17 protein-coding genes and 1 pseudogene are annotated in these 16525 nt (G+C 59.7%); 8 read left to right on the top strand and 10 right to left on the bottom strand.

What is annotated here, in order from left to right:
* Positions 1 to 64: 64 nt before the first annotated feature.
* A complete protein-coding gene (locus QB905_RS08960) occupies positions 65 to 286 on the top strand; it encodes a hypothetical protein (protein ID WP_282974519.1) in 222 nt (73 codons plus the stop codon).
* A 27-nt stretch (positions 287 to 313) separates the two neighbouring features.
* Here QB905_RS08960 and argF read toward each other — a convergent pair whose 3' ends face one another.
* The 5 genes from argF to QB905_RS08935 form a co-directional block, all read right to left on the bottom strand.
* Entirely contained in the window at positions 314 to 1231 is a 918-nt protein-coding gene (gene argF, locus QB905_RS08955; RefSeq protein WP_282974517.1) for an ornithine carbamoyltransferase, read from the bottom strand.
* Positions 1228 to 2451, bottom strand: a complete 1224-nt coding sequence (locus tag QB905_RS08950) for an aspartate aminotransferase family protein (protein WP_282974516.1) — start codon at positions 2449 to 2451, stop codon at positions 1228 to 1230. Before QB905_RS08950 ends, argF begins: the two co-directional genes overlap by 4 nt.
* Before the next feature lie 135 nt (positions 2452 to 2586).
* Complete coding sequence (locus QB905_RS08945; protein WP_282974514.1) at positions 2587 to 2796, bottom strand: hypothetical protein; 210 nt, start codon at positions 2794 to 2796, stop codon at positions 2587 to 2589.
* Between the two features lie 101 nt (positions 2797 to 2897).
* Complete coding sequence (locus QB905_RS08940) at positions 2898 to 3818, bottom strand: TraB/GumN family protein (RefSeq protein WP_282974513.1); 921 nt, start codon at positions 3816 to 3818, stop codon at positions 2898 to 2900.
* 26 nt (positions 3819 to 3844) lie between these two features.
* Positions 3845 to 4036 carry a helix-turn-helix transcriptional regulator gene (locus QB905_RS08935; RefSeq protein WP_282974511.1) on the bottom strand — a complete coding sequence of 64 codons (192 nt, stop codon included), beginning with the start codon at positions 4034 to 4036 and terminating at the stop codon, positions 3845 to 3847.
* Positions 4037 to 4063: 27 nt separating this feature from the next.
* On the opposite strand from QB905_RS08935, the pseudogene QB905_RS08930 reads away from it, so the two are divergent.
* Positions 4064 to 4459 (top strand): annotated as a pseudogene (locus QB905_RS08930) (IS1595 family transposase); the annotation flags it as partial.
* A gap of 497 nt (positions 4460 to 4956) precedes the next feature.
* On the opposite strand, the gene QB905_RS08925 reads toward QB905_RS08930, so the two are convergent.
* A complete protein-coding gene (locus QB905_RS08925) occupies positions 4957 to 5469 on the bottom strand; it encodes a hypothetical protein (protein ID WP_282974509.1) in 513 nt (170 codons plus the stop codon).
* A 324-nt stretch (positions 5470 to 5793) separates the two neighbouring features.
* Between QB905_RS08925 and QB905_RS08920 the strand changes: the two genes are divergently transcribed.
* The 5 genes from QB905_RS08920 (at position 5794) to QB905_RS08900 (ending at position 11833) form a co-directional block, all read left to right on the top strand.
* Entirely contained in the window at positions 5794 to 6936 is a 1143-nt protein-coding gene (locus QB905_RS08920; protein WP_282974507.1) for a GNAT family N-acetyltransferase, read from the top strand.
* A 40-nt stretch (positions 6937 to 6976) separates the two neighbouring features.
* Positions 6977 to 7906 carry a glycosyltransferase family 2 protein gene (locus QB905_RS08915; RefSeq protein WP_282974505.1) on the top strand — a complete coding sequence of 310 codons (930 nt, stop codon included), beginning with the start codon at positions 6977 to 6979 and terminating at the stop codon, positions 7904 to 7906.
* A gap of 2 nt (positions 7907 to 7908) precedes the next feature.
* Positions 7909 to 8871 (top strand): hypothetical protein, encoded by a 963-nt coding sequence (locus QB905_RS08910; protein WP_282974504.1) that lies wholly within the window; start codon positions 7909 to 7911, stop codon positions 8869 to 8871.
* A gap of 42 nt (positions 8872 to 8913) precedes the next feature.
* Positions 8914 to 10032, top strand: coding sequence for a PA0069 family radical SAM protein (locus tag QB905_RS08905; protein WP_282974503.1), 1119 nt, complete (start codon positions 8914 to 8916; stop codon positions 10030 to 10032).
* Positions 10033 to 10387: 355 nt separating this feature from the next.
* Positions 10388 to 11833 (top strand): DHA2 family efflux MFS transporter permease subunit, encoded by a 1446-nt coding sequence (locus QB905_RS08900; protein ID WP_282974501.1) that lies wholly within the window; start codon positions 10388 to 10390, stop codon positions 11831 to 11833.
* 18 nt (positions 11834 to 11851) lie between these two features.
* Here the strand turns inward: QB905_RS08900 and QB905_RS08895 are convergent, their stop codons facing one another.
* On the bottom strand, positions 11852 to 12436 hold the full coding sequence (locus tag QB905_RS08895; protein WP_282974499.1) for an acetate uptake transporter: 585 nt from the start codon (positions 12434 to 12436) through the stop codon (positions 11852 to 11854).
* Positions 12437 to 12558: 122 nt separating this feature from the next.
* Entirely contained in the window at positions 12559 to 13608 is a 1050-nt protein-coding gene (locus QB905_RS08890; RefSeq protein WP_282974498.1) for a 2'-deoxycytidine 5'-triphosphate deaminase, read from the bottom strand.
* 72 nt (positions 13609 to 13680) lie between these two features.
* Here QB905_RS08890 and apaG point away from each other — a divergent pair, with 72 nt between their 5' ends.
* Entirely contained in the window at positions 13681 to 14076 is a 396-nt protein-coding gene (apaG, locus tag QB905_RS08885) for a Co2+/Mg2+ efflux protein ApaG (protein ID WP_282974496.1), read from the top strand.
* A 41-nt stretch (positions 14077 to 14117) separates the two neighbouring features.
* On the opposite strand, the gene QB905_RS08880 is transcribed toward apaG, so the two are convergent.
* Positions 14118 to 15173, bottom strand: coding sequence for a ribonucleotide-diphosphate reductase subunit beta (locus QB905_RS08880; RefSeq protein ID WP_282974494.1), 1056 nt, complete (start codon positions 15171 to 15173; stop codon positions 14118 to 14120).
* Positions 15174 to 15495: 322 nt separating this feature from the next.
* The gene (locus tag QB905_RS08875) at positions 15496 to 16413 is read right to left on the bottom strand and encodes a tetratricopeptide repeat protein (protein ID WP_282974492.1); all 918 of its coding nucleotides are present in this window, start codon (positions 16411 to 16413) and stop codon (positions 15496 to 15498) included.
* Between the last annotated feature and the right edge of the window lie 112 nt (positions 16414 to 16525).

Genomic DNA, 16525 nt, shown 5'->3' with positions numbered 1-16525 from the left:
CGAAAACAGCGGCTGTGCGCATATCCGGCTTGCGGCTTTTTGCGTTCCGGGACATAGGACGCTGATGCAGGCTCAACTGATCCTTACGGTGATTCTTTTAACGGCGGCAGCCCTGCTGACGGCTTTTTTCGGCTATATGGGCGCGCGCCCGCATAATCCGCTCAAAGGCCCGCGCATGGTGCCTTGGCGCTTTCTGATGATGGTGGTTTTCACGGTGGTGCTTTTGTTGCTCGTCCACCTGCTGACCATGCTGGGCCTGAAAACCGACCCGCCCCTGCGCTATTAACAAGCTGCTCCGACCAAAGACCGCGATTTAGCCAAAGCACCAGGCCAGGATGGCTTTCTGCGCATGTATCCGGTTTTCGGCCTCGTCCCAGATCACCGATTGCGGCCCGTCGATCACCGCGTCGGTGACCTCTTCGCCACGATGGGCGGGCAGGCAGTGCAGGAAGAGGGCGTCGGGTTTGGCCAGCTTCATCAGGGCCTCATTGACCTGATAATCCTGAAAAGCGGCCAGACGTTCATCGTGGTCGAGATCGCCCATCGACACCCAGGTATCGGCCATCACCACATCGGCGTCGCGTGCGGCTGAGGCCGGATCGCGCGTCACCGTCACCTTCGCCCGCGATTCCGAGGCGAATACCATCGCTTCGGTGGCAGGGCGATAGGCGTCGGGACAGGCAATGGCCAGCTCAAAGCCGAAGCGCGCTGCGGCATGGATGAAGCTGGTGCACATATTATTGCCGTCGCTGATCCAGGCCAGTTTCTTGCCGGTAATATTGCCGCGATGCTCTTCGATGGTCTGGATGTCGGCCAGAATCTGACACGGATGCGAGCGGTTGGTCAGGCCGTTGACCACCGGAATGGTCGCCTGTGCCGCCAGACGCAGCACATCATCATGGTCATTGGCGCGGATCATGATGGCATCGACCATGCGCGACAAAACGCGCGCCGTATCCTCGATCGTTTCGCCGCGCCCGATCTGCATGTCAGAGGCGGTGGAGATCAGGGCGTCACCGCCGAGCTGGCGGATGGCAGCATCGAAAGAAAAGCGCGTGCGCGTCGAATTCTTCTGGAAAATCATGGCCAGGACGCGATCTTTTCCCGGCGCATCGGCATCGACGCGGCCTTTCGGCCAGCCCTGGCGGGCGGCCTTACGGGCGTGGGCGTCATCGACAATGGCGCGCAGTTCCTGCGGAGTCAGATCGGCAATATCGAGAAAATGCCTCATGAGGATACGCTCTCCCCGGCTGCGTTTTCGCGGGCCTTTTCGCGCGCCGCCAGAAAGGTTTTTTCGAGCAGGCCGATCGCTTCGCGCGCCTCGTCTTCGCTGACATTGAGCGGCGGCAAAAGGCGCACGCAATTATCGGAACCACCGGCGATCAGCAGGCCGTTATCACGCGCCAGCGCCATGATGTCGCGGTTGTTCGGCTTCAGCTTCATGCCGGTCAGAAGCCCCTTGCCGCGCACTTCAACGATCATATCGGGGAAGGCGGCCTTCAGCCCCTCCATCTGCTGGCGCAGATAGGCGGCGACGCGGTTGACATTCGCGAGCAGTTCCGGCTTCGAGATTTCGCCGAAAGCCGCCAGCCCGACCGCCATAGCCAGCGGATTGCCGCCGAAGGTCGAGCCGTGCGTGCCGACCACCATGCCCGACGCCGCATCGTCGGTGGCGAGGCAAGCCCCGATGGGGAAGCCGCCGCCCAGCGCCTTGGCGATGCACATCACATCGGGCGTCACAGCGGAATATTCATATGCCCACAGCTTGCCGGTGCGGCCCATGCCGCACTGGATTTCGTCGAAGATCAGCAAAAGCCCGTGCGCGTCGCACAGGTCGCGCATCATCTGGAGCTGTTCCGGCGACAGGTCGCGCAGGCCGCCTTCGCCCTGCACGGGCTCGACCAGAATGGCGGCGGCGGTGGGACTGGCGGCGGCTTCGCGCAGCGCCTCCATATCGCCGAAGGGCAGGGTGACATAGCCGGGCAGGGCGGGGCCGAAACCTTCGAGATAGGCCTGATTGCCGGCGGCGGTGACGGCGGCATAGGTGCGGCCATGAAAGGCGCCGGTCAGGCCGATGATGTCGATGCGTTCCGGCGCGCCCTTTGAGGCATGATACTTACGCGCCAGCTTCAGCGCGCATTCCACCGCTTCCGTGCCGGAATTGGTGAAGAATACGCGGTCGGCGAACGAGGCGTCGCACAGCCTGCCCGCCAGTTCATCCTGACCGGGAATGCGGTAGATATTGGACACATGCCACAGTTTCTGCGCTTGCTTCGTCAGCGCCTCGACCAGAACCGGCGCGGCATGGCCCAGACCATTGGTGGCGATGCCCTGCACGAAATCGAGATAAGCCCGGCCCGATCGGTCATACAAGCGGACGCCTTCGCCACGTTCCACCGCAATGGGGGCGCGCGCGTAAACACCGAACAGATGATCGTCAGACTGAGTCATGGCCTTATACCCTGAAACGAAAAAACCCCGCATCCGGGATGCGGGCAAAAAGAACGCCTAAGCTATGGGGGGCCTAGGCGCGCCTTGTGTATAAAATCGTGCCGGATGTCAATAAAATCCTGAACCGGGCGGACTTCAGAACCCAACCCTCAGACGCCAGACCAGTCCGGCCAGCGCGACGGCCACCACCAGAGTCAGCGTCCCAAACTGGATAAGACGGCGCAGTTGAGCGGACTTGCGCTGGCGTGCGATCAGGTCGCGGCGAACATCGCTCACGTCCGGCACAAACGGCGCGGGCCTCTGCCGCATGGCGGATGCGGTTTCGGAAAAACGGGTATAAGGCATGGGAGTCCCCTCTTACGTGAACACGACGTACAATCCTGCCGTGCAAGTCCGGGGCCAGACGATGTGTTGCATGTTGGCACAATGCGGTAACAAGATACGATTTAGCGTAGCTGCGTTGCGCTAATTCCGTGCGCCTTCAGCATGGCGATCAGGCTGTCCGGCCCGACCAGATGGCCCACCCCCACCGTGATAAAAGCCGTGCCTTTTCCTTTGAGAATGGTTTCAATCTGCGGCTCCCAGGCGGCGTCGCGCTCCACGATGACGCGCTGGTACATGCCGGGTTCTGCGGCCTTCATCTTATCGACCATGTAATAGGTCAGGCGCTTTTCATCGCCCTGCGCCCAGGCCCTGAACAGGGCCGCCACATCCGCCCTGGCGTCAGAGGAATCACGGAGGGTTTCACGCAGGGCGGCCATGTCCTCGGCCTCACTGGCCGGTGCCACCTTCTGCATTTCCTCATTGACCGTCTCAAAGCCATGTATCGCTTTGCCGGAAGACCGCGCCCGTTTCAGCAGGGTCAGATCGACGCCCGTCTGCGGATTGTAACCGGCGGCCTGCACCTGCTGCATATCGAGATAAAGGCCGACCGCCCACTTCCTTAACCCCATCATGCGCGCCGAACTCATGCCATAAGGGGCCAGCAGCTTATCGAGCTTACGGATCTCTTCAGGCGTCAGACCCTGCGTCATATTGTTCGCCGGATTGACGAGATATTTTTGTGATTCCCGCATGATGGCGGCGGTATCGTCGAGATCGGCCACTTCGAACCACGCCTGATCGGCGCTGTCAAAACGCTGGCGGACAGCGTCACTGAGCCACACCGTTCCCGGCTTCATGACGTGGATCGAGCCAAACAGATAAATAGTCGAATCGGCGTCGCGGATCACCCACATCAAGGGATGCGCCACGGTGGACGCAGGTGCGGCTTCGGGTGCCGTTTGCGCGCAGGCCATCAGCGGCGCCATCTGAAACGCCGTCAGCGCGACAAGGGCCATCAGGCTCGCCCGGATGGCTTTGAACATGGTATTTCCCCTCAAACAGGCACGGACTATTCCGAGATAAAGATGTCTTCAATTCGCATCCCAAATAGCGCGGCAATACTGAAGGCCAGCGGCAGGGACGGATCATATTTGCCGGTTTCGATGGCATTGGTGGTTTGGCGCGACACCTTGAGCTGGTCAGCCAGATCGGCCTGTGACCAGTTGCGTTCGGCGCGCAAAACCTTGATGCGGTTTTTCATAAGCCTAGCGATACTTCCACCAACTTTGCATCAATCGCGGCGATCTTGACCGCTCACGTAAGCCCTAATGCCAACCTGATCACTGATGAAGCCAATCACTACAAGACCCCAGTCAAGGACTTCGCCAGCCATAAATCGGTCAATCATGCTCAAAAAGAGTATGTAAACAAGGAAGACCGCACGATTACGACGAACCAGATAGAAGGCTTCTTTGGCATCTTCAAGCGGGGTATGCGCGGCATCTATCAGCATTGTGGCGCGCAACACCTTCCGCGTTATCTTGCCGAATTTGATTTTCGCTACACAAACCGCGAGGCAACCGGCTGCAATGATGAAGACCGCACAAACCGTGCGATCAAGGGTGCCGTAGGCCGTCGCCTGATGTATCGCAGACCTGACGCTGAACAAACCGCCCAAGCCTAAAGGCAATCGTCGTAAAACACGGTGGATTAAGCGAAAGCGGTGGGGAGATTAGGATGCAATTGGGCGTCCTAATTTTCCGCTATTTGGATTCTTCGGCCTAGCCTTTGGAGGCGTATGTATCATCAGGCGCACAATATCATCCCTTCTCTCAGCAATTTCTTGCTCGGATGGCGCTGTTTCCTTGACATTTTCGGTCATTGCCGTATGCTCCAAACCATTAGAGGCCGTCATGCTAACGCATGACAGCCTCTAAGGCGAGCTAACAATGAAAGCTCCTAGAGCTTATCTTCTGGTGGCTTGCCACATGGGATACTCCTTCTACCCTTGGGTGGTTTGAGTGGTTGTCATAGGGCCGTGACCGGCCAAGGATTAGGCCCTATGGCGAAATTGAAGTGGGTGTGGACGTGAGGGGAATCGAACCCCCTGAACCGCAGGTGGGTAGCCGAGGATCAGCACCAAGCCACGCCCCATAAAGGCCCCGCTGAAAGGCGGGGCTTTTATAAATCATAAATGTCTTTTTCCTCATCGTCCTTTTCGTGACCACTATGCGGCCCATGTGCAGGCGCATGGTTAGGGTGATATAGCGTCCCGTCCAAATCAATGATGCGATCCGATTTTACGTAACGACCGATTGTATTATAATACACGTTCACCTGATTTTCGATGCGCTCCCTAAACTTGGGGTTTTTTTCCATTTCGGTTCGCAGCGCCTTTCGAGACAGGCCGCTGGTAGTGCGAGAAAGGATAAAGCGCGCATACTCCCCCATGCTCATTGACTGTACATCCTCTTGAATAGGAGGATTGTCATTACGCTTCACATGGTGGGAAGGTGTAGCGGTTGTGCTAATGCCCAACATGACCGCGATCTTTTCCAAACGGTCATTTATCTCATGGGCGCGAGCGATGTATTCATCACGTTCGCGCACAAGCGCGTTAAATCCTGCCAGCAAGTCAGCCGATTTTATCATACCAGTCTGGGTGCGATTCTGTTCCATGATGTACAGATACATCAAAACAAACGCTCCCGCAAGAATTGTGATGAATTTTTCGTTTTTATGGTTGGTTAATGAAAACCGTGGTTAAAAATTAGGTATGTAAAGTGCATAATGTCCAGTGAGCTTGTCATAATGTCTGGCTTAGTTGACATATTTATCGATCCTTACCCGCCCGTTAAGCATGTGGCCATACCCGATCTTCATCCTTGTCCGCTAAGGTGTTTAGAGCGCATCCCGAAAAGTGTGACGCACTTTTCGGATCCAGATGCGTGTAAAATATCGGCCCGATGCTTGCATGGTGGCCGGTTGCGGGGGCACGTGTGTTTCGAAAAGGCTATCATGCTGACCTGTGACATTGTGAAGGCGCAAGATGTGTCCGCGCGTGATGCGGACATCTGGCGCGCCATGCTGGCCGCCGAACCGGCCCTTGCCTCACCGCTACTGACGCCCGATTTCGTCCAGGCCGTAGCCGGTGTGCGCGATGATGTGCAGGTCGCCGTTTATCGCCAAAAGGGCCAGACCATCGGCTTTTTGCCGCACCACCGCCGTCCGCACGGTTTCGGTCGGCCTGTCGGTGCGCCCTTTGCCGATTACAGCGCCCTGATCAGCTTTGCCGATCCGCCGCTCGATATGCGCAGCGCCTTGCGTCTGGCGGGCCTCAGCCGTTTTCAGGCCATCGGTCTGATCGATCCGCACGGTGTCGTCGGAGGTGATGAGGGTGAGATCGACACCGCCTATGGCATTGATCTGTCGCATGACGGCACGCTGAATAATCTGACCAAAAAACAGAATAAGAATGTCAATCGCCTGCGCCGCCGTCTGGAAGAGGATCACGGCGAGATCGGCATTATCGTCGGTGACCGCAACCGCGAGCATTTCGCCGCCATGCTGGCCATCAAACGCGCCCAGATCCGCGAAAACGGCCTGCATGATTTCTTAGGCGCGCCGTGGGCGGCCCGCCTGCTCGATCAACTGTTCGAAGCCCCTGAAAACGGCCTGCATGGCTGTCTGATCACGCTGACCGCCGGTGGCAAGCCGGTATTGTATCATTATGGCCCGCGCCTTGGTGCGCGTGGCCATCCGTGGGTTTCGACCTTTGATCCGGCCTATGCCGCCTATTCGCCCGGCCAGGTCTTCCTCAATGACTGCCAGATGTCGCTGAAGGCGGCGGGTCTGCGCTATTACGACCTCTCCACCGGCCAGACCCATTACAAAAGCGCCTTTTGCAACACGCAGTTCGAAGTGCGCCATGTCCGTCTCTATGGCAATTCATCGGGCGCGCGCCTCTATGAAAACATGGCCCTGACGGCGCAGCGCACGGCCCGTCTGATGGGTCAGCGCGTGGCCGAAACCTATGGCCGTGTCAATCGCCGTTTCGATCAGATCGCCTGCCTCGAACTGGATATGTCGGGCCGGATCGGCGGAGTGGCTCAGGCCTTCGCTCAGGCCGGAAGGCGTCGCGGAGGTGCCGATGCCGGATAGCCACGCCGACTGGACAATAGAAAGCCGGAACCTCTCGTCTATGACCACGATCAGCGTCATCATCCCCACCTTCCGCCGCTCCGAAGGGCTGGCCACGGCGCTGCTTTGCCTGACGCACCAGACCCTGACCGGTTTCGATGTCATTGTGTGCGACAACAGCCCGGAAGCCTCGGCCCGCGCGCAGGTGACGGCCTTTGCCGCCAGCGTGGATTTCGATGTCATCTATCTGCACGAACCGGCCACCGGCGTCGCCAATGCGCGCAATAGGGCGGTGGCCGCCTGCACAGCCGATTTCATCGCCTTTCTTGACGATGACGAAGAGGCCCCGCCTGACTGGCTGGCCCGGCTGATGGCCGCGCAATCTGATTTCAACGCCGATGTCGTCTTCGGCCCGGTGACGGCGCGCCTTCCCAAGGCCGACACGGCGCATGACGGCTATATAGAACGCTTTTTCTCGCGCTTCGGCCCGCAGGAGTCGCAGCTTCTGAGCCATTATTATGGCTGCGGCAACAGCCTGATCCGCTGTTCTGCCCTGCCGAAGGACCACGCGCCTTTTTCGGTGGCGCATAATAATATGGGCGGCGAGGACGACCAGCTTTTCCACGGCCTGATGACGAGCGGCGCGGTCATCGCCTGGGCGCATGACGCCCCCGTTTTCGAGGATGTGCCGGACGCCCGCGCCCGTCTTTCCTATACGCTGTTGCGCGCCTTCGCCTATGGTCAGGGGCCGAGTTACACCGCCGCCAAGACGGGCAAGCCTGTCACCTGCGCCGCCTGGATGGCGCAAGGCTTGGCGCAAGCCCTGCTGTTTGGCGCCTGGGGCGGCCTGCTGGCCCTCACCGGTCAAAAAGGGGCTGCGCGGCGTCTCGACAAGGCGGCGCGCGGCGGCGGCAAGGTTTTGTGGTTTCCCCCTTTCAAGATCGGCTTTTACGGTACAGCCCTTTTGAAGCCCAAGCCGAAAGGACGTTAGATATGAATGACCTCCTGCACTGGACGCCTGAAAATACGGCAAAATTCTCACGCAAGAACCTGCTGTTCCGTCACGATCTCGATAAGAGCGACCTGTTCACGGACGAGGCCCTGATCGCCCTGATCGACCGCTATCCGCGCGACCGGCTGGAGGTGTTCAGCATGGGTTATGACCCGGCCAACTGGGGCGAATGGTATCTGGGCCGGCGTGGCGAGATGGATGGCCGCACCCTGATGGAAGGCGTCAAGACGGGGCGTCTGTGGCTCAATCTGCGCAAGGTCAATCACGCCGATGCCGGGATTGCCGCCCTGTGCGACACCATGTTTGCCGAGATCAGGGCGAAGGCGGGCGTCGCCACGCTGAAACAGGATCTCGGCCTCTTGATTTCCTCGCCCAATGCCCACGTCTTTTACCATCTCGATATACCGCTGGTCATGCTGTGGCAGGTGCGCGGCGTCAAGCGCCTCTACCTCTATCCGCCGCACGTTCAATGCGTCTCTGACCGTCATATGGAAGGCGTGGCCTTGCGCGAAAGCGATGAGCAACTGCCCTATGACCCGGCCTTCGACGCCCATGCCCTGATCCACGATCTGAAGCCCGGCGAGATGATGACCTGGCAGCAAAATGCGCCGCATCGCATCGTCAATCACGGCGTCGTCAATGTGTCGCTGTCGATTGAATTCATGACGCCGCGCGCCCTGTGGCGGGCCAATGTCCTCTATGCCAACGGGGTTTTGCGGCGCTGGTTCGGGCTCAATCCGTCAATGGATCGCTCACCTAAATGGTTGGAGCCGCTGAAGGTCATTTTCGCGCGCCTCGTCAAGCAAATGGGCGGCTATCGGGGCCATAAAAGCCCGCTGAAAGCCCGGTTTTCACTCGATCCCGCCGCGCCCGGCCAGCCGGTTTTCGATGCGGATGTCATGCCGCCGAAACGCCCCAGGACTGCGGATCAATCGGCGGCCTGATATTGTTCTTGATTTGTTCTTAACGGGAGCTAGAATGGATTCATGTCCATTCACCGCCTCCCATTTGCACCGCGCACCGAAGACGACGCCCTGCCCGATCTGGCGCGTAAAGGCCGCGGCTCGGTATCGAACCGGCCCAGCCACCGCTTCGGCAATGCTGACCGCTACGCGCTTGATGATGGCTGGAGCGATCACGAGCGCGAAGACTGGGCGAAGGCGAGGCGCGCCACCGTGCTGGGCGTCGATACGGCGCGGCGCATCATCACGCGCAACACATCTCCCGACATCGGCTTCGACCGCTCGATCAACCCCTATAAGGGCTGCGAACACGGCTGCATCTATTGTTTTGCCCGCCCCAGCCACGCCTATCTCGACCTGTCGCCCGGCATTGATTTCGAGACGCGCATCTTCCGCAAGCCCGATGCGCCCGACCTGCTGCGTAAGGAACTGAGCGCGCACAATTATAGGCCCGGCCCGATGATGCTCGGCATCAATACTGACGCCTATCAGCCGACTGAACGCACCGAGTTGTTGACGCGGCGCATTCTCGAAGTGCTGGCCGAGTTTCGCCATCCCGTCCATATCGTCACCAAATCGGCCCTGATCCAGCGTGATCTCGATATTCTGGCCCCGATGGCGGCGCAGGGCCTGTTCTCGGCCAGCCTGTCCGTCACCACGCTCGACCGCGATCTGGCGCGTGTCATGGAGCCGCGCGCCGCCACGCCGCAGCGCCGTATCGACACCATTCGCGCTCTTTCGCAGGCGGGCATTCCAGTGGGGGTGCTGGCGGCGCCGATGATTCCCGGCCTGACCGATCACGAACTGGAAGCGATCCTCAAAGCCGCCGCCGAAGCCGGGGCGCGCCGCGCCGGCATGACGCTGATCCGCCTGCCGCACGAGATCAAGACCCTGTTCGAGGAATGGCTGCACCAGCATGTGCCGGGCAGCGCCGACAAGGTGCTGAACCGTATCCGCCAGACGCGCGGTGGTGAGCTTTACGACGCCACTTTCGGCAAGCGCATGACCGGCACAGGCCAGCACGCCGATCTGATGCGCAGGCGCTTCGATCTGGCCGTGCGGCGCTTCGGCCTTGATGTGCCGCGTACAAGACTGGATTACAGCCAGTTTCGCGGCGGCGATCCGCAGATGTCGCTGCTTTAAAAGCGAGATGACTTGACCTGGAATGGCCTTCCCCCCCCTCTCCCTGCGAAGCGGGGAGAGGGGGGGAGCCAAGCGTAGCGAAGGCGACCGGGTGAGCGGCAATCTTCGCCACCTGTTCATATGGGCTGCCAAGCCCCTCATCCGGCCCTCACTACGTTCAGGCCACCTTCTCCCCATTGTCATGGGGAGAAGGGAAAAGCAGGCGATGCAGGCTCACACCATCATGGACGGGCGTTTTTGACGCGTGCGTTCTAGTGACGAAGCTGGAGAAACAGCGATATTTATAATCCTTTGACTTGCCTGCGAAAAAAGCATGTTCATAGTGGCGCGAAACCGAAGATAAGGAGATTGCCGCGTGGCCACCGCATCCGCCGCCCCCAATCTGGACGCCATCAAGCCGCTGCTGCCCTGGCTGGTGGCCGTGGCCTTTTTCATGGAGTCGCTCGACACCACCATTCTCAATACCGGCGTGCCGGTCATCGCCGCCGCTCTGGATGTGACAGCATTGAGCATGAAGTCTGTTCTGTCGAGCTACACCCTGGCCCTGGCCGTCTTCATTCCGATTTCCGGCTGGATGGCCGACCGCTTCGGCACGCGCCGCGTCTTCGCCTCGGCCATCGGCCTGTTTACCCTGGGTTCTTTCCTGTGCGGACTGGCCACCAATATCCATTGGCTGGTGGCGTTTCGCGTCCTTCAGGGCATGGGCGGAGCCATGATGGTGCCGGTGGGGCGGCTGATTCTGGTGCGCACCTTCGACCACCGCGATCTTGTCCGCGCCATGAGCTTCGTGGCCATTCCGATGCTGGTGGCGCCGATGGTGGGGCCGCTGCTGGGCGGGCTGATCGTCGATTACCTGCACTGGCGCGTCATCTTCTTCGTCAATATTCCGGTCGGTCTGGTCGGCATGGCGCTGGTGGCGATGAAACTGCCCAATTTCCGCGATCCGAAGCCGCGACCGCTCGATTTCCTCGGCCTGATCCTGTTCAGTTCGGGTATCGCGCTTTTGTCCTATGTGCTGGAAGTGTTCGGCGAGCACCGCCTCGGCGTGGGCGGCATACTGGGGCTGCTCGGCATAGCGGGGCTTCTGCTGTTCGGCTACGGCTTGCACGCGGCGAAGACGACCTTTCCGCTGCTGCTGCTGGGTCTGTTTCGCATCCGCACCTTCGCCACCTCGGTCAGCGGCAGTTTCATCACGCGGCTGGGCGTCGGCGGTGTGCCGTTCCTGTTGCCGCTGCTGTACCAGTTGGGGCTGGGCATGACGCCGGTGCAGTCGGGCCTTTTGATTATGCCTCAGGCCATAGGCTCAATGTCGAGCAAGCTGGTTATTTCGCGCCTGCTCGATCGCTTCGGCTATGCGACGATCCTGCGCGTCAATACACTGATCGTCGGCGCTCTGCTGGTTTTGTTCGGCTTTATCACGGCGAAGACGCCGATATGGCTGATCGTGGTTCTGGCCCTTATCTATGGCGTGGCCACCTCGATCCAGTACACCAGTATGAACACGCTGAGCTATGCCGATGTGCCGCGCAAACAGACGAGCGGCGCCTCCACCATCGCCAGCACCTTGCAGCAATTATCGGTGTCGTTCGGTGTGGCCGTGGCCGGGCTGGTCACCCTGTTCTTCCTGCCCGCCGATACCGATAACCGCCTTGAAATGATCGGCGGCCTGCACAAGGCCTTCTGGTTACTGGGCAGCTTCACCCTGATCTCGACCCTGATCTTCAGCACATTGAAAAAGGGCGACGGCGAGGTGGCCAAAGCCACCCCAACCGCCGCCCCGTCGCCTTCGGTTCCCGAATAGTTCGCAAAGCGTAATATATCAGAAAATCGGCTTGCCCATCGGCAGTACGTCGCGTCCGAACACGCTCTTGAAGATGATCGAGAACATCATGTACCAGGCCGTGGCGGCGCACAGGATCAGCGTATAGGCGGCGGGCTTGAGCCATTCGGGATGGCCCCAGTTGACGAAGGCGAGGCCGACAAAGCCGATGGTCAGGGTGAGGAAGGTCAGCCACATCGCCTTGGAAATATGCCACGAAGCGATCCACAGGCCGCCGGTGAAGATGGCCCAGCCCATCAGGATATAGCCCAGATCACTGTCGGCCAGCTTGAAAATCTCGATGCCGGTCGCATTGCCGATGATATAGGCGCACAGCCATATCCAGAACGAACCATAGCCGACAAAGGCGCAAAAGCCGAAATTATTGCCGGTCTTCTGCTCCATGAAACCGGCGATGAACTGCGCCAGCCCGCCGAAAATAAAACCCAGCCAAAGCACCGGCGCTATGCCGATCAGCCCCAGATTATGCAGTTGCAGAGCCAGTGTGGTCATGCCGAAACCGGCCAGGCCCACCACGGCGGGATTGCCCAGGGTGATGGGCGCAGGTGTGGCGTCATTTGCCATGAAAGTGTGTCCTCTTTACCTGTTTCTTGTGTTTGCGCCGGTTTGCCACCGGTCGCCGGAAAGGAAACACAGTTTGCGCGCAACCGCAATCGCGTTCGATCAGAAGGGGAACGCGAACAGCCTCACCACGGCTGAAAATGTTTGCTCAGTTTCAGCCCCTGCTTCTGGTAGTTCGATCCCAGTTGCCCATACAGCTTCGTCGGCTTGTCGGTCAGCGGCTCATAGACCAGCCGCGCCACGGTTTGCCCGTCTTCGAGCAGGAAGGGGGTTTCGTGACAACGCACTTCCAGCACGCCGCGCGAGCCTGAGCCTTGCGCCTCCGCCGTGCCGAAGCCCGGATCGAAGAAACCGGCATAATGCACGCGGAACTCGCCGACGCCCGGATCGATGGGCAGCATTTCGGCGGCTTCGCGCACCGGAATCTCGACATGGGTTTTCGAGGCGAGAATATAGAACTCGCCAGGATCGAGCAGCAGTTCGCCGCCGCTGAAGCCGAGCGGTTCCCAGAATTTACGCGGATCGTGACCGGCAATATGGTCAAGATCGATGATGCCGGCGTGGCGGCGGGCGCGAAACCCGACCAGTTCGCCGGTCAGATCGACGCCGCAATCGGTTGAGTAGAGCTTGGGCGGGCGGCCGCGCTTGAGGCGCAACTGATTGAGCCGGGTGCCCGTGCGCGCCAGCACCGAAAAGGTCTGCGGCGCGATTTCGACAAAGGTTGGCCCGCAATAGCCTTCGGCCACATCATCAAACAGATCGCCGTGATCGGACAACAGCCGCACAAAAACATCGACGCGGCCGGTCGAGGATTTGGGATTGGCGCGCGCCGAAATGCCCTTGGGCAGGTCGAGGCTTTCCTGCAATTCGGCAATATAGACGCAGCCCGATTCGAACACCGCGCCATGCGTCAGATCCATTTCGTGCATCTTCACATCGGCCAGCCGGTCCATCACCCGCCGCCCGCGCGGCAAAAACGAGGCGCGTACTCGCCAGGCGCGGCGGCCCAGCCGCAGATCAAGACTGGCCGGTTGAATCTGGTTATCATCGAACGGCGTCTGGCTGCGGATGGCGCCGCTGTCGATCAGGGCGGCCAGACTTTGCATGGGCAGGATGCCGTCAATGCCGGGGGCCAGCACGGCGGGCAGGGGGTCTGGCTGGTTTTCTGGTGGCATAGGGACGGAATCTCTTTGTCAGGCGTGGGCAGACCATTTAAGAGAGCTTTAAAGTTGCAGCAAGTGTAAACCATGCCCTACCAGACCATCAGCCATGATATTCAAATCGCCGTCGAGGTCGAATATGTGCCGCCCGAACAGCACGGCCATACGGATCGGTACGTCTGGGCCTATCATATCACCATGGAAAATCTCGGCTCCGACACGGCGCAACTGAAGACGCGCCACTGGACGATCACCGATGGCCGCGGCCATGTCGAACACGTCGATGGCCCCGGCGTGGTCGGCGAAACCCCGGTGCTGCAACCGGGCGAAAGCTTCACCTACACATCGGGCTGCCCTCTCACCACCGACAGCGGCATGATGTGCGGCCACTATGTCTTTGAAGACGCGAAGGGCGCACAGCGCATGGTCGAGATACCGGCTTTTTCGCTCGACCTGCCCGACGCGCGCCACAGACTGCATTAGGTCATAAAAAAAGCCTCCGTCGCCGGAGGCTTTTTGCGATTTCAGAGCGCGCCCGCCTTGGTGGCCTCGGCGCGCTTTTTCATCAACTGGTCGAAAGCGCCCCACACGCCGTCGCCGCCCGTCCATTGCCCCTTGGTGGCCGCCTTGGAATATTCGGTGGCGCGCGCCTCGAAGAAGTTGGCGTGCTCAACGCCCGACAGCATGACCTGAAGCCACGGCAGCGGGTTTTCCTTCGGCGCATCGAACACCTGCGGCAGTTCGAGCTGCTTTAAGCGCCAGTCGGCGATGTAGCGGATATAGGCCTTGATGTCTTCCGGCGTCATGCCCTGCACCGGCCCCATCTCAAAGGCCAGATCGATGAACTTGTCCTCCATCGACACCACCGTCTTGCAGCAGTCGATAATGTCATCGGCCACGCTCTTGGTGACCGCCTTGGTTTCGCGGTTGAAGGCGTGATACAGCTTGATGACGCCTTCACAGTGCAGGCTCTCATCGCGCACCGACCACGAGACGATCTGGCCCATGCCCTTCATCTTGTTGAAGCGCGGGAAGTTCATCAGCATGGCGAACGAGGCGAACAGTTGCAGGCCTTCGGTAAAGCCGCCGAACATGGCGAGCGTCCGGCAGACATCAGCCTCGGTATCGACGCCGAACTGCTGCATAAAGTCATGCTTGTCGCGCATCGCCTCATATTCCATGAAGGCGCCGAATTCCGCCTCAGGCATACCGATGGTCTCAAGCAGAAGCGCATAGGCCGCAATATGGATGGTTTCCATATTGGCGAAGGAGGCCAGCATCATCTTGATTTCGGTCGGCTTGAACACGCGGCCATAGCGTTCGAGATAATTGTCCTGCACCTCGATGTCGGACTGGGTGAAGAAGCGGAAAATCTGCGTCAGCAGATTGCGTTCGCCGTCATTGAGCTTGGCCGCCCAGTCCTTGCAGTCCTCGCCCAGCGGCACCTCTTCGGGAATCCAGTGCACCTGCTGCTGCTTGCGCCAGTACTCAAACGCCCACGGATAGCGGAAGGGCTTATAGGCGTGCGACGCCTTCAATAAACCGGCATGGGAATCGGCAAGAAGAATGGAACTGGTCATGGGGGTTTCCCGAATCGAACTGAACGCCTGAAGGTTCTGCCATATCACCACAGATGGTGGTTAATGCCAGCTTAATGTCTATATATGGTAGGTGGTTTTTGGGGATAAAGTGGCGCGGCCATGTGTCGCCGTGCTTTGGGCCACAGCCTAGCAGGTTCGCCTCCGCGCGCGGAGTCGAAAATCTGTCCGTTTCAGCAATGTGATCGGGTTTAGAGCGGTTTGCATTCTGATTGAATCGGTCAAAGGCATGCAACCCGCTCTACATTTTACGTTTTTCCGCATCTCGCATTCAATTTGTAAGTCAAATTAAACGCTCGTTGCTCTAGCCGCCAGCGGCCTGAACCGAGGCCCATGAGCGGCCCGGCGCATCCGTGGTGGCAGCGGGCGCGGGCGCGGCGGCGGGTGGTGCCGCAGAGGCCAGACCCCGCGCCGCCACGGCCTGATGCAGCCAGGCCAGATCGGCATCGGCCTGCTGCGGTGGCAGGTCTTCGCGCAGCAGTCTCTCGGCCTGATCCATCTGGCCTTCCAGGCCGAGGACGAGGGCCAGATTCTGACGCACCTGGATCGTGGCGTCCTTCTGGGCGGCTGCCGTGCGCAACAAAGGCTCGGCCCCCTTGAAATCGCCGTTCACCACCTTGGCCATGGCGATATTGGTCAGTACGGCGGGATTATTGGGCGAAAGCTGCAAGGCCGTAGCCCACTGGGTTTGCGCATCGTCGGTGCGCTTGACCTGCTGATAGGCGACGCCGAGCAACGAATAGGCCTGCCAGTCCTTAGGCTTCAGCGCAATGGCGTGCTGGAGCGGATCGATGGCCAGGAAAGCATCATTACCGGCAATATGGGCGCGGGCGGCGGCCAGCAGCAGATCGACATTATCGGGTGCGAACAGCAAAACGCGATGGGCAATGTCGGCGGCCTGATCATAGCGTTTCAGCGCGCGCAGGGCATTGGAGAAATAAAGCCCGATCTGCACATTGGTGGGATCGTGGTCGAACTGGTTGCTGAAAAAGGCGGCCTGAGCCAGAGGATCAGCGCGCAGGGTCTGCTCGATCTCGGCCTTGCTGGCCTTATGGAAATCCTCCGAGGACGCCCCTGCCACCGTGGTCATGGCCGAAGGCGTCGAGGTCACGGCTGCGTCGCTTTTTTTGTCACCGCCGAACAGGCCCGCTGAAGCCGGTTGGGCGGCAACGAAGCTGGCGGCAACAAGGCTCAAACAAAAACTGGTGGCCAGACGATTCATGAATCGGCACTCCGCGATGGTACTTTGTTTGTCGTGCATCTGGATCCAAAAAGTGCGTCACACTTTTTGGGATGCACTTTAAGCTTTCGGTTAATCGTATGAAGATAGAGTT

Source organism: Asticcacaulis sp. EMRT-3, from assembly GCF_030027245.1.
Taxonomy (GTDB): domain Bacteria; phylum Pseudomonadota; class Alphaproteobacteria; order Caulobacterales; family Caulobacteraceae; genus Asticcacaulis.
The sequence above is the reverse complement of the archived record's forward strand: the minus strand, read 5'-3'. Positions and strand labels throughout refer to the sequence as shown.